22 protein-coding genes are annotated in these 22158 nt (G+C 67.1%); 15 read left to right on the forward strand and 7 right to left on the reverse strand.

Annotation, left to right across the window (positions count from 1 at the left end; all coding sequences use genetic code 11):
* Positions 1-75: 75 nt before the first annotated feature.
* Positions 76-2052, reverse strand: a complete 1977-nt coding sequence (locus ACVIJ6_RS25910) for a methyl-accepting chemotaxis protein (protein WP_456775010.1) — start codon at positions 2050-2052, stop codon at positions 76-78.
* 351 nt (positions 2053-2403) lie between these two features.
* On the opposite strand from ACVIJ6_RS25910, the gene ACVIJ6_RS25915 reads away from it, so the two are divergent.
* The 3 genes from ACVIJ6_RS25915 to ACVIJ6_RS25925 are packed head-to-tail and all read left to right on the forward strand — an operon-like array spanning position 2404 to position 4861.
* Complete coding sequence (locus ACVIJ6_RS25915) at positions 2404-3198, forward strand: SDR family NAD(P)-dependent oxidoreductase (protein WP_456775011.1); 795 nt, start codon at positions 2404-2406, stop codon at positions 3196-3198.
* Between the two features lie 9 nt (positions 3199-3207).
* The gene (locus ACVIJ6_RS25920) at positions 3208-3504 is read left to right on the forward strand and encodes a DUF1330 domain-containing protein (RefSeq protein ID WP_456775012.1); all 297 of its coding nucleotides are present in this window, start codon (positions 3208-3210) and stop codon (positions 3502-3504) included.
* Between the two features lie 19 nt (positions 3505-3523).
* The gene (locus ACVIJ6_RS25925; RefSeq protein WP_456775013.1) at positions 3524-4861 is read left to right on the forward strand and encodes a chloride channel protein; all 1338 of its coding nucleotides are present in this window, start codon (positions 3524-3526) and stop codon (positions 4859-4861) included.
* A gap of 132 nt (positions 4862-4993) precedes the next feature.
* Here the strand turns inward: ACVIJ6_RS25925 and ACVIJ6_RS25930 are convergent, their stop codons facing one another.
* Positions 4994-6010 (reverse strand): zinc-binding alcohol dehydrogenase family protein, encoded by a 1017-nt coding sequence (locus ACVIJ6_RS25930; protein WP_456775014.1) that lies wholly within the window; start codon positions 6008-6010, stop codon positions 4994-4996.
* Between the two features lie 118 nt (positions 6011-6128).
* Here ACVIJ6_RS25930 and ACVIJ6_RS25935 point away from each other — a divergent pair, with 118 nt between their 5' ends.
* Genes ACVIJ6_RS25935 through ACVIJ6_RS25945 form a run of 3 tightly spaced genes read left to right on the forward strand, consistent with a single transcriptional unit; the run spans position 6129 to position 9291 of the window.
* Positions 6129-6506, forward strand: a complete 378-nt coding sequence (locus ACVIJ6_RS25935; protein WP_456775015.1) for a winged helix-turn-helix transcriptional regulator — start codon at positions 6129-6131, stop codon at positions 6504-6506.
* A 59-nt stretch (positions 6507-6565) separates the two neighbouring features.
* Positions 6566-7960, forward strand: a complete 1395-nt coding sequence (locus ACVIJ6_RS25940; RefSeq protein ID WP_456775016.1) for a DegQ family serine endoprotease — start codon at positions 6566-6568, stop codon at positions 7958-7960.
* On the forward strand, positions 7957-9291 hold the full coding sequence (locus ACVIJ6_RS25945; protein ID WP_456775017.1) for a replication-associated recombination protein A: 1335 nt from the start codon (positions 7957-7959) through the stop codon (positions 9289-9291). Before ACVIJ6_RS25940 ends, ACVIJ6_RS25945 begins: the two co-directional genes overlap by 4 nt.
* Before the next feature lie 101 nt (positions 9292-9392).
* On the opposite strand, the gene ACVIJ6_RS25950 is transcribed toward ACVIJ6_RS25945, so the two are convergent.
* Complete coding sequence (locus ACVIJ6_RS25950) at positions 9393-10355, reverse strand: alpha/beta hydrolase (protein ID WP_456775018.1); 963 nt, start codon at positions 10353-10355, stop codon at positions 9393-9395.
* A 96-nt stretch (positions 10356-10451) separates the two neighbouring features.
* Between ACVIJ6_RS25950 and ACVIJ6_RS25955 the strand changes: the two genes are divergently transcribed.
* Positions 10452-11834: an RluA family pseudouridine synthase gene (locus ACVIJ6_RS25955; RefSeq protein ID WP_456775019.1), complete on the forward strand. Its 1383-nt coding sequence runs from the start codon at positions 10452-10454 to the stop codon at positions 11832-11834.
* 101 nt (positions 11835-11935) lie between these two features.
* On the opposite strand, the gene ACVIJ6_RS25960 is transcribed toward ACVIJ6_RS25955, so the two are convergent.
* Complete coding sequence (locus ACVIJ6_RS25960; RefSeq protein WP_456775020.1) at positions 11936-12376, reverse strand: hypothetical protein; 441 nt, start codon at positions 12374-12376, stop codon at positions 11936-11938.
* 87 nt (positions 12377-12463) lie between these two features.
* Here ACVIJ6_RS25960 and ACVIJ6_RS25965 point away from each other — a divergent pair, with 87 nt between their 5' ends.
* From ACVIJ6_RS25965 to blaOXA, 4 genes are all read left to right on the forward strand, one after another.
* On the forward strand, positions 12464-13246 hold the full coding sequence (locus ACVIJ6_RS25965; RefSeq protein ID WP_456775021.1) for an ATP12 family chaperone protein: 783 nt from the start codon (positions 12464-12466) through the stop codon (positions 13244-13246).
* A 61-nt stretch (positions 13247-13307) separates the two neighbouring features.
* Positions 13308-14945: a flagellar hook-length control protein FliK gene (locus tag ACVIJ6_RS25970; RefSeq protein ID WP_456775022.1), complete on the forward strand. Its 1638-nt coding sequence runs from the start codon at positions 13308-13310 to the stop codon at positions 14943-14945.
* The gene (locus tag ACVIJ6_RS25975) at positions 14942-15238 is read left to right on the forward strand and encodes an EscU/YscU/HrcU family type III secretion system export apparatus switch protein (RefSeq protein WP_456775023.1); all 297 of its coding nucleotides are present in this window, start codon (positions 14942-14944) and stop codon (positions 15236-15238) included. The genes ACVIJ6_RS25970 and ACVIJ6_RS25975 overlap by 4 nt, the downstream gene beginning before the upstream one ends.
* Positions 15239-15333: 95 nt before the next feature.
* Positions 15334-16152 (forward strand): OXA-1091 family oxacillin-hydrolyzing class D beta-lactamase, encoded by an 819-nt coding sequence (gene blaOXA / locus ACVIJ6_RS25980; RefSeq protein WP_456775024.1) that lies wholly within the window; start codon positions 15334-15336, stop codon positions 16150-16152.
* Between the two features lie 63 nt (positions 16153-16215).
* On the opposite strand, the gene ACVIJ6_RS25985 is transcribed toward blaOXA, so the two are convergent.
* The 3 genes from ACVIJ6_RS25985 to ACVIJ6_RS25995 form a co-directional block, all read right to left on the reverse strand.
* Entirely contained in the window at positions 16216-16701 is a 486-nt protein-coding gene (locus tag ACVIJ6_RS25985) for a hypothetical protein (protein ID WP_456775025.1), read from the reverse strand.
* 100 nt (positions 16702-16801) lie between these two features.
* Positions 16802-17890: a dienelactone hydrolase family protein gene (locus ACVIJ6_RS25990; protein ID WP_456775026.1), complete on the reverse strand. Its 1089-nt coding sequence runs from the start codon at positions 17888-17890 to the stop codon at positions 16802-16804.
* Between the two features lie 158 nt (positions 17891-18048).
* A complete protein-coding gene (locus ACVIJ6_RS25995; RefSeq protein WP_456775027.1) occupies positions 18049-18480 on the reverse strand; it encodes a DUF4260 domain-containing protein in 432 nt (143 codons plus the stop codon).
* A 125-nt stretch (positions 18481-18605) separates the two neighbouring features.
* On the opposite strand from ACVIJ6_RS25995, the gene ACVIJ6_RS26000 reads away from it, so the two are divergent.
* The 4 genes from ACVIJ6_RS26000 (at position 18606) to ACVIJ6_RS26015 (ending at position 22157) form a co-directional block, all read left to right on the forward strand.
* Positions 18606-20138, forward strand: a complete 1533-nt coding sequence (locus ACVIJ6_RS26000) for an acyl-CoA carboxylase subunit beta (RefSeq protein WP_456775028.1) — start codon at positions 18606-18608, stop codon at positions 20136-20138.
* 283 nt (positions 20139-20421) lie between these two features.
* Complete coding sequence (locus tag ACVIJ6_RS26005) at positions 20422-20892, forward strand: hypothetical protein (protein ID WP_456775029.1); 471 nt, start codon at positions 20422-20424, stop codon at positions 20890-20892.
* 235 nt (positions 20893-21127) lie between these two features.
* Positions 21128-21787, forward strand: a complete 660-nt coding sequence (locus ACVIJ6_RS26010) for an alpha/beta hydrolase (RefSeq protein ID WP_456775030.1) — start codon at positions 21128-21130, stop codon at positions 21785-21787.
* A gap of 55 nt (positions 21788-21842) precedes the next feature.
* Positions 21843-22157, forward strand: a complete 315-nt coding sequence (locus ACVIJ6_RS26015) for an EthD domain-containing protein (RefSeq protein ID WP_012045007.1) — start codon at positions 21843-21845, stop codon at positions 22155-22157.
* Position 22158 lies beyond the last annotated feature (1 nt).

Raw genomic sequence — 22158 nt, forward strand, 5'->3', positions numbered from 1 at the left:
AAGATCACGCTCAGACGGACAGGAAAGTTCATGATGCGCCTCCGTGGAAACGCACCATGATCCAGGCGTGCGCACTCATCCCGCGCGGATGGTGCGGACGAAATCGTCGAGCTCCTGGCGCAGGCGGTCATTGCCATCGGTCAGCAGCCGGGCGGCATTGAGGACCTGGGACGAGGCCACCCCGGTGATGGAGGCGCCGTTCGTCACCTCGCCGATGCTGTGCGCGACCTGGGCGGTGCGCTCGGACGCGCTTTGGATGTTGCGGGCGATGTCACGCGTGGCGTGGCCCTGGCCTTCGATGGCGGTTGCGACCCCCGAGGCGATATCAGAGATGCGGCCGATGATGGCGACGATCGCGCCAATCGCACCGACGGATTCCCGCGTCGCGGTCTGGATGCCGGCGATCTGCTCACGGATGTCCTCGGTGGCGTCGGCGGTCTGCTTGGCGAGCGTCTTGACCTCCTGGGCGACGACGGCGAAGCCAGCGCCGGATTCGCCCGCCCGCGCCGCCTCGATGGTTGCATTCAGCGCCAGCAGATTGGTCTGCTGCGCGATCGTGGCGATCAGCTGGATGACGCTGCCGATGCGGTCGGCCGCGGCTGCCAGCAGCGCCATCCGTTCGTCGGTCTGCCTGGCCTGATCGACGGCGTCGCGGGCGATGCCTGCGGAGATGTCGACCTGCCGTCCGATCTCCGCAGCCGATGCCATCATCTCGTCGGTCGCGGCCGCGACCCGCTGCACGTTCAGCGAGGCTTCCTGGGAGGCTGCGGCTACTGCCGCCGACAGCGCTTGGGTATGGTGGGCGGTCTTGGTCAGGCCATGCGCCGACTGGGTGAGCTCCTGCGACGCCGACGACACCGACATGATGACGTGGCCGGCCGTGGCCTCGAACGACTCGGCGAGCCGCGCCAGCTCGACGCGATGGCGTTCGGCGGCGCGGCGATCCTCCTCGCGGCGGCTTTCGAGCTCGGCCTCGGCACGGCGCCTGGCGGTGAGCTTGAAGGTTTCGACGGCCTGCGCCATTTCGCCGATCTCATCCTTGCGCCCCAGGCCGGGGAGCACGACGTCGAACCTGCCGGCCGACAGCTCGTGCATGGCCGTGCTCATGCCTCGGATCAGCCGCGCCACGCGGCGTCCGAACAGCACCGCGGCCAGCGCCAGCGCGATCGCGGTGGCGCCTGTGATCCAGCTCAGCATCCGCCGCACCTCGGCAGCCCTGCGTTCGGCCGCCTCGCCGCGCAACTGGGCGGCGGCTGCCGCCTGGACCAGGGCAGGGTGGATGCGATCGAAGATCTGCTCAAGGTCCTCGACCTGCTCGTCCAGCGCCTGACGCGACACCGCGACGCCGGCAAACGCCTGTTTGTAGGCGCGTGCCAGCGACAACAGCTCCGATCGGGCCGGAGCTGCCAGCGCCGCGCCGCCGAGCGCCGTCTCGAAGCTGCTCTCGGTCCCGTCGAACCGGTCGCCGATCCTCTCCTCGCCGCGGAGCATGAACTCGTGCTCCAGCCGGCGCATGGCCTGCATCAGCAGCGTGAGGCTGGGCTCGCCGGCTGCCGTGACCGCGCTCTCGAAGCCGCGGGCGGCGTCGCGCAATCTGCCCTGCAGCCCGTCGCCCTCGCGCAGACCGAGCACGCGCTGCGCGCCGACGATGTTCTGAAACCGCGTGGCATAGAGGTTGATGCCGGTGCGCAGCGACCCGACCTGCCTGATCGGATCGTCACCCGCCGCGGTCGCGGCATAGGCTTCGACGGCGTCGAGCACCTGCAGCTCCTGCGCGACGCGATCGGCGTGCTGGGTGATGAGGCGTTCGTCGTGGCTGCGCAGGAAACGGGTTGCCAGCCGTTGCGTCTCGAGGAAGCCTTGCGAGAGCACGGCAATGTCCATGCGGAACCGCATGCCCTCATCGGAGATGTGCTGGACCCGCGCGGCATGATCGAGCCCGCCGAGGCAGAGTGTGCCGATCACGACCACGCCGGCCGTGCCGAAGGTTGCGATCTGAGTGGCAAGGCGTGGACGCAGCCGCCGCGAAAGCAAGGCGCGGAGGGCGGTCATGGGCGCAAACATCGGTTACTGTGTTCCTGTCAGGTCGGTCGAGGCCGGCGGGGCGGGGACATCCCACGCAAGGCTGCGTGCATGAGTGCCTCTCCACCAGCGCGACTACGTAATTACCTCTTTCGTCTTGAACCTTTCGTGACGGATCGACCGCCGGAATGCGCGAATTTTTCAAATTAATCAGTTGGATAGGCGATTGTTTGAGCTTTACATCTCAACGGTTGTGCGGCGCAATGACGAGCGGCCGGCAGGCGACCGCTCGCGGCCGTCACGGTCACGCCTGAGTGATGGCAGCTTGCCGCCGCCGCGTGCGTTGCCGAGCTGTCCAGGATCTCACGAAGGAGCCCTCGCATGAACATCGACCTTTCCGGCAAGACTGCTCTCGTCACCGGATCGACCGCGGGCATCGGCTTTGCCATCGCCAAGGGATTGGCCGCCTCGGGTGCCGAGGTCGTGCTCAACGGTCGCGCCCAGGACCGTGTCGACGCCGCTCTCACCCGTCTGCAGCAGGCAGTTCCTGCAGCCAGGCTGCGCGGTATCGCCGGCGATGTCGCTCAGATCGACGGCGGTAACGCCGTGGTCAGAGCGCTTCCCGAGGTCGACATTCTCGTCAACAATGCCGGGATCTTCGAGGCGAAAGACTTTTTCGAGATCGACGACGAGGATTGGGACCGTTTCTTCGAGATCAATGTCATGTCCGGCGTGCGCATGTCGCGCGCCTATCTGCAGGGCATGCTGAAGCGCAATTGGGGACGCATCGTCTTCATCTCTTCGGAATCGGCGCTCAACATCCCGACCGAGATGATCCATTACGGCATGACCAAGACCGCTCAGCTGGCCATCTCGCGCGGCCTCGCCAAGCTGACGCGCGGCACCGGGGTCACCGTCAATGCGGTGCTGCCGGGCCCGACGCTGTCGGAAGGCGTCGAGACCTTCGTCAAGGATCTGGCCCGCCAGAACCGCCAGTCGGAGCAGGAGGCCGCGTCGTCCTTCGTCAAGCAGCAACGGCCGGGCTCGCTGTTACAGCGCTTTGCTGCGGTCGACGAGGTCGCCAACATGGTTGTCTACGTCGCCTCTCCACAGGCCTCCGCCACCAATGGAGCCGCGCTGCGCGTCGAGGGCGGGATCATCGACACCATCGCCTGAGGCCGGGCCATGGCCGCTTACGTCATCTCCGAGGTCGAGGTGCGCGACCTCGATTCCATGGAGCGCTACCGCAACTGTGCGGCGCGCTCGATCGCGCTCTATGGCGGGCGCTACCTGGTGCGCGGCGGGCCGGCCGACACGGTCGAAGGCGGGCCGCCGGCCAAGACCCTCATCATCGTCGAGTTCCCGTCGATGGCCCGGCTGCGCGAATGGTATGCATCGGCCGAATATGCCGAAGCCTTGAACGAGCGCTGGAACGCGCTGGACCGCCGGCTGATTTTCGTCGAGGGTGTTGCACCTGCGTAAAGACCGGACTGGCGCCCCGATGCTGACAATCACACCCCGCCGCAAGCGTTGGCTGAAGCTGACCTCGGCGAGGTGGCAGCGGCGGGTCCTGTTCGTTGCCGGCGGGCTGGTCGTGGGCGCGGCGGCGGTGACGCTGGCGGTGCTCGCCGATCAGGCCCAGCTTGCCTTCAACTGGCTGTTGTCGACGTCGCGCTATGCGTCGCTGATCGTCACGCCGGCCGGCTTCGCGCTGTCGGTCTATCTGACCCAGCGCTACTTCCCCAACGCCCAGGGCAGCGGCATCCCGCAGGCGATCGCCGCGCGTCACCTGACGGATCCGCGTTCGCGGAGTCCGCTGGTGTCGATCCGCATCGCCATCGGCAAGATCGTGCTGACCTTGCTCGGCCTGTTGTGCGGCGGCTCGGTCGGCCGCGAAGGGCCGACAGTGCAGATCGGCGCCTCGATCATGTTTGCGCTGGGCCGGCTGTCACCACGGCGCCAGCCCGGATTGATCCTGGCCGGCGCCGCAGCTGGCGTCGCCGCCGCCTTCAACACGCCGCTCGCCGGCATCGTGTTCGGCATCGAGGAGATGAGCCGCACCTACGAGACGCGCACCTCCAGCCTCGTCATCGCCACCGTCATCGCCGCCGGTCTGACCTCGCTCGCGCTGATGGGCAACTACGCCTATTTCGGCACGACGCCGATTGCGCTCGGCAAGGGCACCGATTGGCTGGCAGTGCCGCTTTGCGGCATCATCGGCGGCGCCTCCGGCGGACTGTTCAGCCGGATCCTGATCACAATGGCCCAAGGGCTGCCGGGCGCCGTCGGCGGCGCCATCAGGCGGCAGCCGCTGCTGTTCGCGCTGGCCTGCGGATTAGCGGTCGCGCTGTGCGGTCTCGCCTCGGGCGACACGATCTACGGGACCGGCTATGCGCAGGTGAAGGCGGCGCTGGAGACCGGCACGCCACTGCCGCAGAATTTCAGCGTGCTCAAGTTCCTCGCCACCACCTTCGCCGCGATCAGCGGCATGCCCGGCGGCATTTTCGCGCCGTCGCTCGCGGTCGGGGCCGGCATCGGCGCCAACATCGCAAGCCTGTTTCATGAGACGCCATTGGCGCCGATCATGCTGCTCGGCATGGTCGCGTATTTCGCGGGCGTAGTGCAGGCGCCGATCACCGCCTTCGTCATCGTCACGGAGATGACCGACAATCACGCGATGGTGGTGCCGCTGATGATGGCCTCGCTGATTGCCTATGGGACCTCGAAGCTGGTCTGCGAGGAGGGGCTCTACCACGCGCTCGCCAAGGGCTTCGTGGCCAAGGCTGAAGCCAACAAGGCGAGCACGCGCGAGCCGCGGCCGGTGGCTGCCGCCGGCTGACCTTCGCCAGCTCGCGGCAGCGTGCCCCCTATGCGCCGGTACGCGCATCGGCACGGGGGGAGCACGGCGCGCCGCGATCCCGGACGTAGAGAGACCGCGGCTGCGCCTTTGTCCACTTGCGAGAGACGGTTATCAGCCCCATCCCTCGAGCACGATCTTGCCGCGGGATGTGGTGCTCTCGATCAAGGCATGCGCGCGCTTGAGGTTGGCCGCGTTGATGGTGCCGTAGTGATCGCCGAGCGTGGTGCGGATCACGCTTTTGTCGATCAGGTCGGCGACATCGTTGAGCAGATTGTGCTGGGCGATGATGTCAGGCGTGGTGAACATCGAGCGCGTGAACATCGATTCCCAATGGATCGAGATCGCCTTGCCCTTGAAGGGGGCGATCGAGAACTCGGCGGGATCGTCGATCAGGCCGAACTTGCTCTGCGGCGCCATGAACTCGATGATGGCCTTGTAGTGCTGATCGCTGTGGGTCAGGCTGGCGACGAGGCCGACCGGCGGCAGCTTCAGCGCCTCGATCTGCTCCTTCATCGGCTTGCCGTGATCGACGACGGCATGGGCGCCGAGTGACAGGCACCAGTCGCGCGATTCCGGCCGCGTCGCGGTGGCGAGCACCGTGAGCCCGGTGAGACGACGCGCCAGCTGAATCAGGATCGAGCCGACGCCGCCAGCCGCACCCGTGATCAGCAAGGTGCGATCGTCGAGGCTCTTGCCGGGCACGGCGCCGAGCCGGTCGAACAGCAGCTCCCAGGCGGTGATCGACGTCAGGGGGAGGGCGGCGGCTTCGGCGAAGGACAGGCTCTTCGGCTTGCGGCCGACGATGCGCTCATCGACGAGATGGAATTCGGCATTGGTGCCCTGGCGCAGGATCGAGCCGGCATAGAACACCTCGTCGCCGGCCTTGAACAGTGTCACCTCGGGGCCGACCGCCTCGACCACGCCGGCGGCGTCATAGCCCAGGATCTTCGTTTCGCCCGCCGGCGGCGCGGCGCGCTTGCGCACCTTGGTGTCGACCGGATTGACCGACACCGCCTTCACCGCGACGCGGATGTCGCGTCCTTTCGGCTCGGGCTTGGTGGTCTCGAAATCGAACAGCGCGCGCTCCTCGGTGATGGGCAACGACTGCTGGTAACCGACGGCCTTCATGACAAACCTCCTGGCTGGCCTTCCGAATAGGGCCTACTTGTCCTGCTGGCGTCATATTCGCAAGTACTGTAAAAACAGGGAACTAGTCCCCGTTTGGATACTATTGGACCGAAAGCCGATGAAACGGAAGAATTTCGCCCGCCGCCCGGGCTGCGCGGTCGAAGCCACGCTCGACCTGATCGACGGCAAGTGGAAGGGCGTGATCCTCTACCACCTGCAGGGCGGCAGCCAGCGCTTCGGCGAGCTCAGGCGGCTGATGCCCGGCATCACCCAGCGCATGCTGACCAAGCAGCTGCGCGCGCTGGAGGATGACGGGCTGGTCATCCGCAAGGTCTATGCCGAGGTGCCGCCGCGGGTGGATTACAGCCTGTCGGAGATCGGCCAGAGCCTCCGGCCGGTGATCGATGTCCTGCGCAGCTGGGGCGAGCGCCACCAGGAACGGCTGTCCTGCGGCCCCGTTGCAGACACCATCAAAACGCCGCATCAGGCCGCCTGAGCTTGGCCCGACCTGCCGTTCCGCCTATATCCATGGCGTCATTTTCCAGGATTGTTCGCATGACGTTGATTCGCTCCACCGTGGTCCTGCTGCTGTCGCTGCTGGCCGCCACTCCGCTCGCGGCCCAGGAGCGGCGGGTGCCGCAATCCCCGGCCGAGCTGCGGCTGTCCTATGCGCCGATCGTGCAGCGCGTGCAGCCGGCGGTCGTCAACGTCTACGCCGCTAAGGTGGTGCAGAACCGGAATCCGTTCCTCGACGATCCGGTCTTCCGCCGCTTCTTCGGCCTGCAGGGCGGGCCGCAGGAGCAGATGCAGCGCTCGCTTGGCTCGGGCGTGATGGTCGATGCGTCGGGCCTGGTGGTCACCAACGTGCACGTCATCGAGGGCGCCGATGAGGTGAAGGTTTCGCTGTCGGATAAGCGCGAGTTCGAGGCCGAGATCGTGCTGAAGGACAGCCGCACCGACCTTGCCGTGCTGAGGCTCAAAGGCACGCGCGAGACGTTCCCGACGCTCGACCTCGCCAATTCCGATGACCTCCTGGTCGGCGACGTCGTGCTGGCGATCGGCAATCCGTTCGGGGTCGGCCAGACCGTCACGCACGGCATCGTCTCGGCGCTGGCGCGCACCCAGGTCGGCATCACTGACTATCAGTTCTTCATCCAGACCGATGCCGCGATCAATCCCGGCAATTCCGGTGGCGCGCTGGTCGACATGACCGGACGTCTGGTCGGTATCAACACCGCGATCTATTCCAAGTCCGGCGGCTCGCAGGGCATCGGCTTCGCGATTCCCGCCAACATGGTGCGCGTCGTCGTGGCTTCGGCCAAGAGTGGCGGCAAGGCGGTGAAGCGTCCGTGGCTCGGCGCGCGGCTGCAGGCGGTGACGCCCGAGATCGCCGAGAGCCTCGGCCTGCGCTCGCCGACCGGCGCGCTGGTCGCCTCCGTCGTTCCGAACAGCCCGGCGGCGAAAGCGGGCATCAAATCGTCGGACCTGATCGTGTCGATCGACGGCCAGACCGTCGATGACCCCAACGCCTTCGACTATCGGTTCGCGACCCGCCCGCTCGGCGGCAACGCGCAGATCGAGGTGCAGCGGAGTGGCAAGCCGGTGAAGGTCGCGGTGGCGCTGGAGACGGCGCCTGACACCGGGCGCAACGAGATGGTCATCAACGGCCGCTCGCCGTTCCAGGGCGCCAAGGTGGCCAACATCTCGCCCGCGGTGGCCGACGAACTGCATCTCGACGCCGACACCGAAGGCGTCGTCGTGCTCGAGCCGGGCGATGGCACCACGGCGGCCAATGTCGGTTTCCAGAAGGGCGATGTGATCATGGCCGTCAACAACCAGAAGATTGCCAAGACCGCCGATCTCGACAAGGCGTCGCGCGAGCAGGCCCGGATCTGGCGCATCACCGTGCTGCGCGGCGGCCAGCAGATCAACGTCACGCTCGGCGGATGAGCCCGAAGCGTCCCCAGCAGGGAGGCCCGAGCCTCTTCGCCGCGGCGGGGATGGAGCACGATGCGCCGCGGCCGCTCCCGGAGCGGCTGCGGCCGCACAAGCTCTCCGACGTCGTCGGCCAGGATCACATCCTCGGCCCCGACGGCGCGCTGACGCGGATGCTGGAGACGCGCACGCTCGGCTCCCTGATCTTCTGGGGCCCGCCGGGTACCGGCAAGACCACGGTGGCGCGGCTGTTGGCCGACGCCACCGAGTTGCATTTCGAGCAGATCTCGGCGGTGTTCTCCGGCGTCGCCGATCTGAAGAAGGTGTTCGATGCCGCGCGCGCCCGGCGCGAGACCGGGCAGGGCACGCTTCTGTTCGTCGACGAGGTGCATCGCTTCAATCGGGCGCAACAGGATTCCTTCCTCCCGGTGATGGAGGACGGCACCGTCGTGCTGGTCGGCGCGACGACGGAAAATCCCTCATTCGAGCTCAACGCCGCTTTGCTGTCGCGCTCGCGCGTGCTGGTGTTCCACTCGCTGGATGCGGCTGCGATCGAGCGGCTCTACAGCAACGCCGAAGCCGTCGAAGGCCGCAATCTGCCGCTCGATGACGAGGCGCGCGCGGTGCTGATCCGCATGGCCGATGGCGACGGCCGCGCCGCGCTGACGCTGGCGGAAGAAGTCTGGCGCTCGGCGCGCAAGAACGAGATCTTCAACGCGGTGCAATTGCAGGACATCCTGCAGCGCCGCGCGCCGATCTACGACAAATCGGCCGATGGCCACTACAATCTCATCTCGGCGATGCACAAATCGGTGCGCGGCTCCGACCCCGACGCCGCGCTGTACTATTTTGCGCGCATGCTCGATGCCGGCGAGGATCCGCTGTTTCTGGCCCGCCGCATCGTGCGCATGGCGGTCGAGGACATCGGCCTCGCCGATCCCCAGGCGCTGGTCATCGCCAACGCCGCCAAGGACGCTTATGATTTCCTCGGCTCGCCCGAGGGCGAACTCGCGATCGCGCAGGCCGTGATCTATGTCGCGACCGCGCCGAAATCCAACGCCGCCTACAAGGCCTTCGGCGCCGCCAAACGCGTGGCGAAAGAGGGCGGCTCGCTGCTGCCGCCGAAGCACATCCTGAATGCCCCGACCAAGCTGATGCAGAGCGAGGGCTACGGCACCGGCTATCAGTACGACCACGACGCGCCGGACGCCTTCTCCGGCCAGGACTACTTCCCCGAAGCCCTGGGACGCCAGCACTTCTACGATCCGCCCGAACGCGGCTTCGAGCGCGAGATCCGCAAGCGGCTGGACTATTGGGCCAAGCTCAGGAAGGAGCGGGGCGGGTAGTCGGAACGCGCTGCGGCTTGCTCGGTGCACCTCGCCTCGCCGCCCGCGATCACCCTGGCCCGAGAGGGGAGAGCACATCCCCAACTCAAAGGCGATGGAAACTACTTGCGCGCCTGCACGAACTCCGCAATCTCCCGCGTCAATCGGTCGTCTTCGGTGTTGATGGAATACACTTCCGACATGTGACTGTGCTGCGGCAGCATCACGCTTCGCGCGCAGCCGGATGGACGTTTGCAGGCGGCCTGCTTCAACAGGTCGAACTGCTCGACGAAGCGCGGCGGGTCGAGCTCGGCGGAGGCGATCATCAGTGGCAGGGCCGAGGCCTGCAGACCTGATAATGCGGAGCGCTCCTTGAAGCGCGAGGGATCGGTGCCGAAATAGGCCATCTCCTGGTCGCCGAGCGGCGACGCGGTGAGGTCGTAGATGCCGGACAGCATGATCGCGCCGGCGAGGCCGCCGCCGCCGATCTTGTGGAATTCGGGATGTGCCACATAGGTCGCGACATGCACGGCGCCAGCCGAATGGCCCATCAGATAGATGCGCGCGGGATCGCCGCCGTTCTCGGCCGCGTGGGCGACGACCCATTGCACGGCGCTGGCGACGTCCTCGACGCCCGCGGGCCAGGGGAATTTCGGTGCCAGGCGATAGGTGATGTTGACGCCGACGAAGCCGCTCTTCGCCGCCCACAGCATGATGTTGTCGTAGAACGGGCTGTCCGGCGTGGTGCGCTTGTTGCCGCCGATGAAGGCGCCGCCATGCACGAAGATCAGGATCGGGCGCGGCTCGGCCGCCGTATCGGGTGTGAACACATCGAGCAGGTTGCGCTCGGCCGTGCCGTAGCGGATATCGCGCTGGACCTTGACGCCGGCGTAAGGCTCCCTGGCCTGCAAGGGCGCGTAGATGGCTGCCGTCTTCGGCGGATCGATCGCGCGGCCGATCTCGATCAGCTTCCAGGCGATGTCGTCGGGCATCGGGCTCTGCTGCGCCTGCGCGGTGCCGAGCGCCAGCGCGGTCGACAGGATCATCCAGGACAGTCTCGTCAAAGCCAGTCTCGTCAACGTCATACGGTCAGCTCCGATTCGCGAGGGACAGCGCCTCGCCGGGCCGATTTATCGTGATTTCGCCGTGACTGGCAGGGGCTTTTGCGATAGGCACCTCGCATGAGCCGCCGCATCAAGCGAACCCAGACCCGATCCGACCGACCGACCGACCGCCGCAAAGGCGAGCGGCCGAAGGCCGATGCTGCCCGTAGCGCGGGGGCGCCGGCGAAGCGCGAGGCGGCGAAACGTGGGCTGGCCCGGCCTCCCGAGAGCGAACGTCCGCGGCGTGAGCGTTTGGCCGGGGAACGCGAGGCCGCGGCGCGCAGCGAGTTCGGGCGCGGCAAGGCTCGTCCGCCGCGTGCCGAGCGCGACGATCGTCGGGAGACGTTCGAGCCGCGTGGCAAGCGCGTCGCCGCCGGCAAGCCCGCGCGGTTCGGCGCCGAGCGGGCCGAACGCAAGCCGGTCGCCGCACCGCCGCCGAAGAAGGCCGAGCCCGAGACGCCGGTGCTGCCGACCAAGGTACAGACCGTCGTGGTGACGGCCGACGAGAACAACATGCGCGTCGACCGCTTCCTCGAAGCGCGCTTTCCCGGCCTGTCATTCTCTCACATCCAGCGCATCGTCCGCAAAGGCGAGCTGCGCGTCGATGGCAAGCGCGCCGATAGCAAGGATCGTCTGGAGGAGGGCCAGACCGTCCGCATTCCGCCGCTCAAGCTCGACGCGCCGAAGGAGCGCGCCGGCCTCTCCGATGCGGAGCGCAAGACGCTGGAAAGCCTCAAGGCGATGACGCTGTATGAGGACGACGACGTGCTCGTCCTCAACAAGCCGGTCGGGCTCGCGGTGCAGGGCGGCTCCGGCATGACGCGCCACATCGACCAGATGCTGGAGGTGATGCGCGACGCCAAGGGCCAGAAGCCGCGTCTCGTGCACCGCATCGACCGCGAAACCTCGGGCTGTCTCCTCATCGCCAAGACGCGCTTCGCCGCGACGCATCTGACCGGCGCCTTCCGTAGCCGTTCGGCGCGCAAGATCTATTGGGCGCTGGTGGCCGGCGTGCCCAAGCCGAAGCAGGGCCGCATCTCGACCTATCTCGCCAAGGACGAGGGCGAGGACGACACCATCATGCGCGTCGCTGCCCATGGCGACGAGGGCGCCAGCCACGCCGTGACCTATTATGCTGTCGTCGAGGCCTCGGCCAACAAGCTCGCCTGGGTGTCGCTGAAGCCGGTGACCGGCCGCACGCATCAGCTGCGCGCGCATATGGCCCATATCGGCCATCCGATCGTCGGCGACCCCAAATATTTCAACATCGAGAACTGGGCGCTGCCCGGCGGCCTGCAGAACCGGCTGCATCTGCTGGCCCGCCGCATAGTCATCCCGCATCCGCGCGGCGGCGTCATCGACGCGACCGCGCCGCTGCCGCCGCATATGCTGCAATCGTGGAACCTGCTCGGCCTCGAGCACGACCGCTTCGACCCGATCGAGAACGCGCCGGAGGAGTGATGGGGGCCTCGTAGCCCGGATGAGCGCAGCGACATCCGGGTTCAGGCAGGCCGCGCGTGAGATCCCGGATATCGCTGCGCTCATCCGGGCTACGCGCAGCCTCAATTCCTGAACTGCTCCAGGAACAGCCGCAGCGAATCGTGCGGGGTCTCGACGTCGAGGATCACCCAGCCGTCCGATCCCTTCACGACGATGAAGTTCATGGTGACGCGCCGGCCCTGATTGTCGAAGACGGCCGCGACATAGGTCTTGTCGAACTGCTTGCGCAGGATCGAGATCGCGACCGGACCGAGCTTCCAGCGCGGGCTCTGCACCAGGAAGTCGTAGGGTTCGCGCCGCGGCGCCGCCCACGCCTTGGCCAGGCTCGGGTCGAAGAATTGCCGCGCCGCCTCGGCGGTCCGCGGCAGGCCTGCGGAGAGGTCCGGCTGGCCCTGGCCGTAATGCGCATAGACATTGCGCACCAGCGATTCCGGTGAGCCGAAGCCGGCCGCGGCCGGGAGCGGGCTCCAGAGCAAGGCGAGGACGGACAGCAGGAGGCGCATCGGCAGCTCGCATTTCGGGCGGATCGGCCTTATCTAGCGCGCAACCACGGATCCTGTGTGATCATCCCGCGAGAGGACCGGAATTCGATGCGTGAATTGTTCGACGAGGTTGTCGGCCAGGGGAAGCCCGATCCGCAGGAGGCGGCGCGCCAGGCGATGCGCGCGCCCCAGCGCAAGCGCTTCTACAAGGACGCCGGCACAGCGGCGGCCGATGGCGGCTATCACGTGATGCTCGATGGACGGCCGATCCGTACGCCCTCGGGCCGCGTCGTTGTCGTCCCCGTGCAGGCGCTGGCGGAGGCGGTGGCCGCGGAGTGGCAGGCGCAAGGCGAGACCATCGATCCCGCCACGATGCCGCTGACGCGCTTCGCCAACAGCGTGGTGCAGTCGGTGATCGACCGCACCGATGATGTCCGCGAGGACATGGCCAAATACCTGCAGTCGGACCTGTTGTTCTACCGCGCCGGCCATCCCGAAGGGCTGGTCACCCGCGAGGCCATGCATTGGGACCCGGTGCTGGACTGGGCGCGCGATACGCTCGGCGCGCATTTCATCCTGTCCGAGGGGATCATGCATGTGACCCAGCCCGACGCCGCGGTGCAGGCGGCGCGCAATGCGCTGCCGACCGGCCCCTGGGCGGTGGCGGCCGCGCATGTGGTGACAACCATTACAGGCTCGGCGCTGCTCGCTCTGGCGCTGGCGCAGCGCGTGCGCGACGCCGACCAGGTCTGGGCGGCAGCCCATGTCGACGAGGACTGGAATGTCGAACAATGGGGCGCGGACGAGGAGGCGATGCACCGCCGCGCCGCCAAGCAGATCGACTACCAGGCTGCCGTCCGCATCCTCCAGGACGTCGACATTGCCAGCTGAGGCCGGTTAACGCTGGGTTTAGGGCAAAGGTCTAGGCTCTGCGCGTAACCCGAGTACGCGTATGGTCCAGAGTATCACCCCGTCGCCTTCCGTCAGCGCCGTACGTGGCGTCGGCAGCTCGCCGGTCGGAAGCGCCCCGCAGGCCGCTGCCACGCTGCAGGCCGGTGCGCTGCTCAGCGCCAGGGTGCAGCAGGTGCTTGCCGAGAACCTGGTCCAGGTCGCGATCGGAAACCTGTCGATGGAGCTCGCCAGCGAGTTGCCGCTGCAGGCTGGCCAGACCGTGCAGGTCGCGGTCTCGCAGACCGGGCAGGGGCTGCAGCTCGCGATCGTCGGCCCTGGCAACGGCGCCGCCGCGGGTACATCCGGCACCAGCACGCCGGCTGCCACCGTCGTTGACGTCACCGGTCGGCTCGCACCCGCGCTGGCCCCGCCGGCTGATCCCCTGACCGGCCTGGAGCGTCTCGCGCTGTCGATCGCCAGCGAGGACGCCGCGACCCGGCAGGGCAGCCAGGGGCAATTATTCGCCGATCTCCAGGCGGTCGCCGATTCACCCAATTTGCCGCCCGCTCTACGCGCCGCGGTGGCGCAGGTCCTGGCCCAGCAGACGGCGCTGTCGCCTGGGCTGACGGGCGAAGACATCCACAATGCCGTGCAGAATTCCGGCCTGTTCCTCGAAGCATCGCTTGCCAAGGGCAGCACCGCATCGGCTCCGTCGGATCTGAAGGCGGCCCTGATCGTGCTGCGCCAGACGCTGGCGACGGTGCTGCAGACCGTCGATCCCGGCACGACGGCGTCAACCTCACCGCCGCCGGGCGCATCCTACGCCTCGGTGCTGTCCGAGGCCGGCCGTGCCGCGGCCGCGCAGCAGAACGCCGCGCCCTCATTGGTCCCGGACATCGAGATCGAGCTGCCTCCGCAGCCCTGGGTGATTGGAACGGGGCGGCCAGATGCTGCAGCCGCCGGCTTCACGGGCTCGGCGCTGATCGAGACCCTGAGCCAGGCCAAGGCGCAATCGATGACGTCGGGCGCGGTGCTGGCCGCGCTGCAGGAAGCCCAGCAACAGATCCCGCGGGCCGCGGGCCTGGTTCCCGGGCGCAACGCCAATGGCGACGTCGCCCGCACCAACACGCCGCCGCCGCCATTTCGCGGCGGTGCTCCGATGCCGCAGGCCGTGGCGACGCCGACGCTCGGCCCGGATACGCCGCTGCCGGCGATCGCGCACCGCCTGCTCGACGAGACCGACCAGGCGCTGTCGCGGCAGGCCTTGCTGCAGGTCGCCTCGCTGCCCGACCGTCCCGACGCATCGACGGCGCGCACTGACCCCACGCTGCCGCGCTGGAACTTCGAAATCCCGTTCGCGACGCCGCAGGGCACCGCCATGGCGCAGTTCGAGATCTCGCGCGACGGCGGCACCCAGGCGCCTGAGACGTCCAAGCGCGTCTGGCGCGCGCGCTTCTCGCTCGATGTCGAGCCGGCCGGTCCGGTGCATGCGCTGGTCTCGTTCAATGCCGAGCGCACCTCGGTGCGGATGTGGGCCGAGCGTCCGGCCACCGCCGCGCGGCTGCGCGCCGGTCTGTCGGATCTGGGCCAGGCGCTGATCCGCGCCGATCTGTCCCCGGGCGATCTCGTGGTGCAGGACGGCGCGCCGCCGGCGGTGATGCCGCCCAAGGCCGGCCATTTCCTGGATCGTGCGCTATGAGCATCGACGTGAAGTCCGCAACCAAGATCCAAACCAAGACCCAACTCGCGGTCGCGCTGCATTACGACAAGGGGCAGGGCGGCGCGCCCCGCGTGGTCGCCAAGGGCAAGGGCACGATCGGTGCCAAGATCATCGAGGTCGCGCGCGCACACGACATTCCGATCGAGGAAAACGAGGTGCTGGCCGGCGCGCTTTCCAATGTCGAGCTCGGCGACGAGATCCCCGAGGAGCTCTACAAGGCGGTCGCCGAGGTCCTGGTGTTCGTGCTCAATTTGTCGCGGCCGGTGCGCTGATCCTTCACGCGCCGCAACAATTGTGATCTCCGGTCTGCTTCGATCGTCAACGCCCTGTGATAGGCAGGGGCGGACTGTCGACGGAGAGACTTGCCATGCCCCCGATCAGCCGCCGCCATGCGCTCGCTTTGATGGCCGGCGCCAGCCTGGTGCCGGCGCGCGCATCAGCCCATGTCGCGCCGCCCCGCAACGAGATCCGCGCCGGGCTCGCTCAACGCTTCACCGACATGGGCACACAGGGCACGTTCTTCGCCTATAAGGTCGAGGAGTATCTGATCATTGCCAGCGACACCGAGCGCTCGGGCGCGGCGAAGCTGCCGGCCTCGACCTTCAAGATCGCGAACGCGCTGATCGCACTCGAGACCGGCGTCGTCGCCGATCCCGACACCGACGTGTTCAAATGGGACGGCGTCACGAGATCGATCGAGGCCTGGAACACGGATCATACGCTGCGCAGCGCGATCGCGGTGTCGGCCGTGCCGGTCTTTCAGGAGATCGCGCGGCGCATCGGCGCCGAGCGGATGCAGAAATATCTCGAGGAGCTCGACTACGGCAATCACGACATCGGTGGCGGCATCGATCAGTTCTGGCTGACCGGCGCGCTTCGCATCGATCCGGTGGAGCAGGTCGACTTCATCGACCGCTTGCGGCGTGGTGCGCTGCCGGTCTCCAAGCGCAGCCAGGATCTGACGCGCGATATCATCCCCGTGACCAAGGTCGGTGATGCCGTCATCCACGCCAAGTCCGGCCTGCTCGGCAAGGATCAGGGCTCGCTCGGCTGGATGGTTGGCTGGGTCGAGAAGGGTGATCAGCCGACCGTGTTTGCGCTCAACATGGATTGCCCCGAGCCACGCCATGTCGAAGCGCGGATGACGCTGACCCAGGCCTGCCTGAAGGATATCGGCGCGTTGTGAGCACGGTCCATCATCGGCAGCGGCGCGGGGCACACTGCCTTGATGGTGGAGAGCGTTGCTGACTCAGCGCCGCGACAATTGGATATCCACCGCGGTGATCTGCGCACCTGCGGGCCGGATCGACACCGTCTGCCGCTTGCCGCTGGTGCTCAGCGCCAGCCCGGCCGAGAAGGTCTGGCCGCGCGCCTGGGCCTCGATGCGATTGCCGACGGCGCGCCCCTCGATCGTGCCGGACGCATTGTGGCTCGACTCGGTCCATTGTCCGGAAATCTCACCGCCGCGATATTCGACGTCGCTCGAAAGATCGATATTGTAGCTGTCGCTGGCGCAGCGGATGTTGAGCCTGAGCTGCTCGCCGGCGCCGCCGACGTCGTAGGCGGCACGGCAGCGCAGCCGCTCCTGGTTGCCGTCGGACATGCTGATCACGCCGCCGCCGCTCCACGAGCCCTCCAGTGCCCGGAATGGCGAGGCAGGCGCCGCATGGGCCGCGACGCCCCAAGCGAGGGCCGTCAGCAAAGTGGGAATCGCAAGGCGAGAGGCGCGCATCATCGGGCTCCGTTTCATCGTCGAAAAGTGAGCGACAACGCAGGAACACCCAATACGTTCGATCTGTCACTTCAAAAATTGATCGAAATAGTTCTATTTTTACTCACGACAGTTTGAACAGCGTGCGTAGAAAGTCCGTCACGGCCTGGCGCGCCGTCTCCGCGGTCGCTGGATTGCCGCCGACATGGGGATCGAGCTCGACACAGGCATCCTGATAGGTGAAAGGCTGCTGCGTCTCGGCATTCATCAGCAGGCCGCCATCGCCTTCGGCGATGCGGCAATTGCGCACGGTCTGCGCCTTGGGCGAGATCGCCAGCATGTTGGCGCCGAGCAGGCCGATATCGAAGCCGTGCGGCGAGTCCGGATATTCTGTCAGCTCGACGTCGCGGCCGGCCGCCTTGAGCCGCTCGACGAAGGCCTTGCAGGTCCGCACTGGATTGTAGTCGTCCGGTCCGCCGTGGAAGATCCGGATCGGCCGCGCCACCAGTTCGGTGTCGCCGCGATAGGTCGTCGAGCAGTCGGGATAGAACGGGATATAGGCCGCGAATTGCAGCCCGGATCTGTTCCAGCGCTTGTGGAAGCGCTCGAGGCTCGCATAGAGCGCCGCCTGTCCGCCGCGCGAGAATCCCATCAGTACGACGCGCTCGGGATCGACGCGCGGATGTTTCGCGAGCACCTCGAGCCCGTGATAGATGTCCATGATCAGGTTGAGCCGACCGAGCTGCGCCTGGTTGGTGCTGGTCGCGGTGATGCCGCGCCCGCTGAAGCCGTCGATGACGAAGGTCGAGATCCCCATCGCGTTGAAGGTGCGGCTCCAAGCAGCAATGTTGCCGCCGACGCCGCCGGACCCATGCATCAGCACCACCACCGGCAGCCGGCCGCTGCCCTGCGCCACGCGCAGTTCGCCGACCACGGTGACCGGAGTGCCGCCCTCGTCGCCGGAGAGGAATTGCCGATCGGACAAGGTTACCGAGGCGATCGGATACATCTCGACCCGCGCCGGCACGTCCTTGGTGATGCCTTGGGCGCTCGCGCTGTTGGCGAGCGTGAGGCCGAGGGCTGCGAGCACCGCGACAGCCGCCACCGCGATCGCGCGTCGGGATCGCGGACTGACGCGCCACCCTGCCCAAGTGGCAGCGAGATTCCTGCGCATGCCAAACATCGTCGGCGCGCCACTCACGCGTCGCTCCATGGCCATCCTCCTGCATCGCAGCTTATTTTGCAGCTTTAGATGCGAGTAGAACGGCGCTGCCTTGTTGTGTCAAACCACGAGCCGAGCTGTGCGCGTGCAAGGCGGTGGACAACGTCGCCGACCAGCCCGATGGGAATCCGCCGCCGCGCGGCCTGCGATCAGGCTCCGGCCCGTCCGATCCGGCCGAGATGGGTGAAGCCAAAGCCCTCGGCATATTTCAGCCCGTAGCCGGCAAGGCGGTCGACGCCGACATGGGCGAGCCAGATGGTGGCAAGGCCGGTGACCAACGGCGGTCCCGCCCAGAGCCCGATGGCAAGCAGGACGGCGGGGGTCAGCGTGCTGTGGACGGCATTGTACACCGCAGCGCCGACGCGCGGTCCGGCGAGATAGGCGGCGAAGCTGATGTCGGGCGCCAGGAAGAGGGAGGCGAACAGCCACCATGATCCGCCCTGATAGGCATAAAAGGCGGTCGCGCCAGCCGCCAGCACCAGCCCTTCGAGCCGCAGCAGCGTGCGGACGCCGCCCGAGGCGGCGCCCCGGGACGGGGCACCAGCCTCAATCACAGCATCCGTATTGATGGTCATATCCATGATTCTGCTTCCAATTCCGAACTGCGGGAGGATCATCGGCGCTGCCGAAAGCCGCTTTTCGCCTCCGAAATAGCCGTGTTAGAAGGCCGCCAACACTCACGACATCGGGAACGGGCGGGAAGCGCATGAAGGACATCCTGGACACCCTCGAAACGCGGCGCGCGGGCGCGCGGCTGGGCGGCGGCGAGAAGCGCATCGAGGCGCAGCACGCACGTGGCAAGCTGACCGCGCGCGAGCGCATCGAGCTCTTGCTCGACAAGGGCTCCTTCGAGGAGTTCGACATGTTCGTCGAGCACCGTTCGACCGAGTTCGGCATGGAAAAGACCAAGGTCCCCGGCGACGGCGTCGTCACCGGCTGGGGCACCGTCAACGGCCGCAAGACCTTCGTCTTTGCCAAGGATTTCACCGTGTTCGGCGGCTCGCTGTCCGAAACCCATGCGCTCAAGATCACCAAGCTGCAGGACATGGCGATGAAGGCGCGCGCGCCGATCATCGGCCTCTATGATGCCGGCGGCGCCCGCATCCAGGAGGGCGTCGCGGCGCTCGCGGGCTATTCCTATGTGTTCCGCCGCAACGTGCTGGCGTCCGGCGTGATCCCGCAGATCTCCGTCATCATGGGCCCCTGCGCCGGCGGCGACGTCTATTCGCCGGCCATGACCGACTTCATCTTCATGGTGAAGAACACCAGCTATATGTTTGTCACCGGGCCCGACGTGGTGAAGACCGTCACCAACGAGGTGGTCACGGCGGAAGAGCTCGGCGGTGCCTCGGTGCATGCGACGCGCTCTTCGATCGCCGACGGCGCCTTCGACAATGACGTCGAGACGCTGCTGCAGATGCGCCGTCTCATCGATTTCCTGCCGTCGAACAACACCGATGGCGTGCCGGAATGGCTGAGCTTCGACGACATCGAGCGCGTCGACATGTCGCTGGACACGCTGATCCCCGACAATCCGAACAAGCCCTACGACATGAAGGAGCTGATCCTGAAGGTCGTCGACGAGGGCGACTTCTTCGAGATTGCCGAGGGCTTCGCCAAGAACATCGTCACCGGTTTCGGCCGCATCGCCGGCCGCACGGTCGGCTTCGTCGCCAACCAGCCGATGGTGCTGGCGGGCGTGCTCGACTCGGACGCCTCGCGCAAGGCCGCGCGCTTCGTGCGCTTCTGCGATGCCTTCAGCATCCCGATCGTCACCTTCGTCGACGTGCCGGGCTTCCTGCCGGGCACAGCGCAGGAATATGGCGGCCTGATCAAGCATGGCGCGAAGCTGCTGTTCGCCTATTCGCAATGCACGGTGCCGCTGGTCACGGTCATCACCCGCAAGGCCTATGGCGGCGCCTTCGACGTCATGGCCTCCAAGGAGATCGGCGCCGACATGAACTACGCCTGGCCGACGGCGCAGATCGCGGTGATGGGCGCCAAGGGCGCGGTCGAGATCATCTTCCGCGCCGACATGGCCGATCCGGAGAAGATCGCTGCCCGCACCAAGGAATATGAGGACCGCTTCCTGTCGCCGTTCATCGCCGCCGAACGCGGCTATATCGACGACGTGATCATGCCGCACTCCACCCGCCGCCGCATCGCCCGTGCGCTCGCGATGCTCAGGGACAAGAAGATGGAAATGCCGGCGAAGAAGCACGACAATCTGCCGCTGTAAGCGCTGGTCGGAGATGATGGAGAGGGCGGCCCGCCGGCGTCCCGGCCGGGCCGCCCTCTGTTTTAACGGCTTGGTTTTTGACGCGCTCGGCGATCGCGACGCGCCGCTAGCGGGTCGACGCGGCAATCTGGCGCCTCTGGTGGCCCTGGCGTTAAGCTTGCGGCTTAACTAAGCTTTAACGATGTGTTTGCGGGAACTGGGCCGCTGGCCTAGCTTGCTGGCCAGCCTGGGCGACTAGCCTTGGCGGATCGCTGGTGGGTCAGAAGAGTAGGGTTTGCGTATCATGGCTGATCAAACATCGGCGTTTCGGAAGGTGAGAGTTCTTTTCCTCGGTGCTTGCGCGGCCGCGCTGATGGTCTCCTCCGAGGCCGCATCGGCCCGTTCCGGCGCTGCGGTGGCCGCACCAACCGCCGCGCCCCCCACTGCGCCGAGCCAGGTCACCCCGCCGGCGCCGGGCCCCGGGCCCGCGGTCCGTCATCACCACCCTCGCGGCTACCGCGCCTATCTGCCGGCGGCCGGCGCCTTCGCCTATGGCGGTGATGGCGGGCCGGCGCCGCAGCAGATCCCCGAGCACACATCGGCCGACGTGCGTTACACTTATACCTACGACGTCCCGTGGGATTGGGCTCACCGCTACCCGCCGAATGTCGTGCCGTCCGACCGCCCTTATGTGTCGAGCTGCCCGATGCAGACCGTGACCGTGCCGGGACGGCACGGCGGCGATCACAGCGTCACGATCACCCGCTGCTACTGACGCCTTGAGCTAGCTCAAGGCAGGGCAGGTGATGGCGCATTAGCTTTCAAGGAATACCGACCGGCTTCGCTCGCGCGAGGTCGCGAGGTGACGAGGCCCGGACTCCTAGGCACTCCGGGCCTCGTTGTTTTCTGCTAGTCTCTCTCCATCCGCGCGAGTCGGATGGGAGGCTGCGATGGTCAGGCTGACAAGCCCATCATGTCGTGTGATTGTGCGTATCGGTCTGACGCTGGTCATGTCGGCGGCAACTGCCGCGGCAGCCCGCGCCGATGAAACCGTGACGGTCGGCGGCTCGCGCGTAGCGCTGATCAGGCCGAAGGCGGTGCGCGCCAGCGTCATCTTGCTGCCCGGCGGCGACGGCGCCATCAATGTCGGCGATCGCGGCGACATTCATGGCCTGCTCGGCAATCAGCTGGTGCGCACGCGCAACGCCTATGCGGCGCGCGGCCTCGCCGTCATGGTTGCGGACGCCAACACGGATCTCAAGGCCGCCGTCGACTATATGGCCGCGATCAAACGCCCGGTGACGGTGATCGGTACCAGCCGCGGCACCTTGCGCGCGGCGGAGGGGATTTCCCGCGGCGCCCGGCCGGATGCGCTGGTGCTGACCTCCGGCTTTCTCAGCCCGGAATCGGGCAGCTCATCGAACGTGATGTCGATCCTCGGCTCGCCATCGGCGCTGCCGCGCACGCTTGTCATCCACCACACCAGCGACGGCTGCAAGGTCACCTTGCCGGCCGGGGTCGATCCCTTCATCAAATGGTCCGGCGGCCGCGCCCGGGTGAAATGGTTGTCGGGCGGCGCGGAAGAGGGCGATCCGTGCCAGGCCCGCGGGCATCACGGCTTCAACGGGCTCGATGGCCAGGTGGTCTCGCTGGCCGCAGGGTTTCGTTGAGCAGCTGATTGCGGCCAGGCTTCGGCGACAACACCAATCATATCCAGAGGAAACGATGCCCTCCGCCATCTTCGTCGTCCGCGCCACCGTGCCAGATCCTGCCAAGCGCGATGAGTTCGATCGCTGGTATCGCGACGTGCATCTGCCCGATGCGATCAGGAGCTTCGGCGTCGCCAAGGCGTGGCGGGTCTGGAGCCTGTCCGATCCGGCGGTGCACCAGGCGATGTATCAGTTCGACGATGTCGCCGCGATGGAGCGCGCCGTGAGCGGCGCGGAGATGCAGCGGCTGATCGCGGATTTCAACCGCGATTGGCCGGACGTTACAAGGACGCGCGAGAGCTTCGTGCTGGCGCAGACAGTCCCGGCCTGAG

This window comes from Bradyrhizobium sp. USDA 4369, assembly GCF_054056435.1.

Coding starts and splice junctions, on each gene's coding strand:
- ACVIJ6_RS25910 (WP_456775010.1), bottom strand. CDS start 2,052: ATGACCGCCCTCCGCGCCTTGCTTTCGCGGCGGCTGCGTCCACGCCTT.
- ACVIJ6_RS25915 (WP_456775011.1), top strand. CDS start 2,404: ATGAACATCGACCTTTCCGGCAAGACTGCTCTCGTCACCGGATCGACC.
- ACVIJ6_RS25920 (WP_456775012.1), top strand. CDS start 3,208: ATGGCCGCTTACGTCATCTCCGAGGTCGAGGTGCGCGACCTCGATTCC.
- ACVIJ6_RS25925 (WP_456775013.1), top strand. CDS start 3,524: ATGCTGACAATCACACCCCGCCGCAAGCGTTGGCTGAAGCTGACCTCG.
- ACVIJ6_RS25930 (WP_456775014.1), bottom strand. CDS start 6,010: ATGAAGGCCGTCGGTTACCAGCAGTCGTTGCCCATCACCGAGGAGCGC.
- ACVIJ6_RS25935 (WP_456775015.1), top strand. CDS start 6,129: ATGAAACGGAAGAATTTCGCCCGCCGCCCGGGCTGCGCGGTCGAAGCC.
- ACVIJ6_RS25940 (WP_456775016.1), top strand. CDS start 6,566: ATGACGTTGATTCGCTCCACCGTGGTCCTGCTGCTGTCGCTGCTGGCC.
- ACVIJ6_RS25945 (WP_456775017.1), top strand. CDS start 7,957: ATGAGCCCGAAGCGTCCCCAGCAGGGAGGCCCGAGCCTCTTCGCCGCG.
- ACVIJ6_RS25950 (WP_456775018.1), bottom strand. CDS start 10,355: ATGACGTTGACGAGACTGGCTTTGACGAGACTGTCCTGGATGATCCTG.
- ACVIJ6_RS25955 (WP_456775019.1), top strand. CDS start 10,452: ATGAGCCGCCGCATCAAGCGAACCCAGACCCGATCCGACCGACCGACC.
- ACVIJ6_RS25960 (WP_456775020.1), bottom strand. CDS start 12,376: ATGCGCCTCCTGCTGTCCGTCCTCGCCTTGCTCTGGAGCCCGCTCCCG.
- ACVIJ6_RS25965 (WP_456775021.1), top strand. CDS start 12,464: ATGCGTGAATTGTTCGACGAGGTTGTCGGCCAGGGGAAGCCCGATCCG.
- ACVIJ6_RS25970 (WP_456775022.1), top strand. CDS start 13,308: ATGGTCCAGAGTATCACCCCGTCGCCTTCCGTCAGCGCCGTACGTGGC.
- ACVIJ6_RS25975 (WP_456775023.1), top strand. CDS start 14,942: ATGAGCATCGACGTGAAGTCCGCAACCAAGATCCAAACCAAGACCCAA.
- blaOXA (WP_456775024.1), top strand. CDS start 15,334: ATGCCCCCGATCAGCCGCCGCCATGCGCTCGCTTTGATGGCCGGCGCC.
- ACVIJ6_RS25985 (WP_456775025.1), bottom strand. CDS start 16,701: ATGATGCGCGCCTCTCGCCTTGCGATTCCCACTTTGCTGACGGCCCTC.
- ACVIJ6_RS25990 (WP_456775026.1), bottom strand. CDS start 17,890: ATGGAGCGACGCGTGAGTGGCGCGCCGACGATGTTTGGCATGCGCAGG.
- ACVIJ6_RS25995 (WP_456775027.1), bottom strand. CDS start 18,480: ATGGATATGACCATCAATACGGATGCTGTGATTGAGGCTGGTGCCCCG.
- ACVIJ6_RS26000 (WP_456775028.1), top strand. CDS start 18,606: ATGAAGGACATCCTGGACACCCTCGAAACGCGGCGCGCGGGCGCGCGG.
- ACVIJ6_RS26005 (WP_456775029.1), top strand. CDS start 20,422: ATGGCTGATCAAACATCGGCGTTTCGGAAGGTGAGAGTTCTTTTCCTC.
- ACVIJ6_RS26010 (WP_456775030.1), top strand. CDS start 21,128: ATGTCGGCGGCAACTGCCGCGGCAGCCCGCGCCGATGAAACCGTGACG.
- ACVIJ6_RS26015 (WP_012045007.1), top strand. CDS start 21,843: ATGCCCTCCGCCATCTTCGTCGTCCGCGCCACCGTGCCAGATCCTGCC.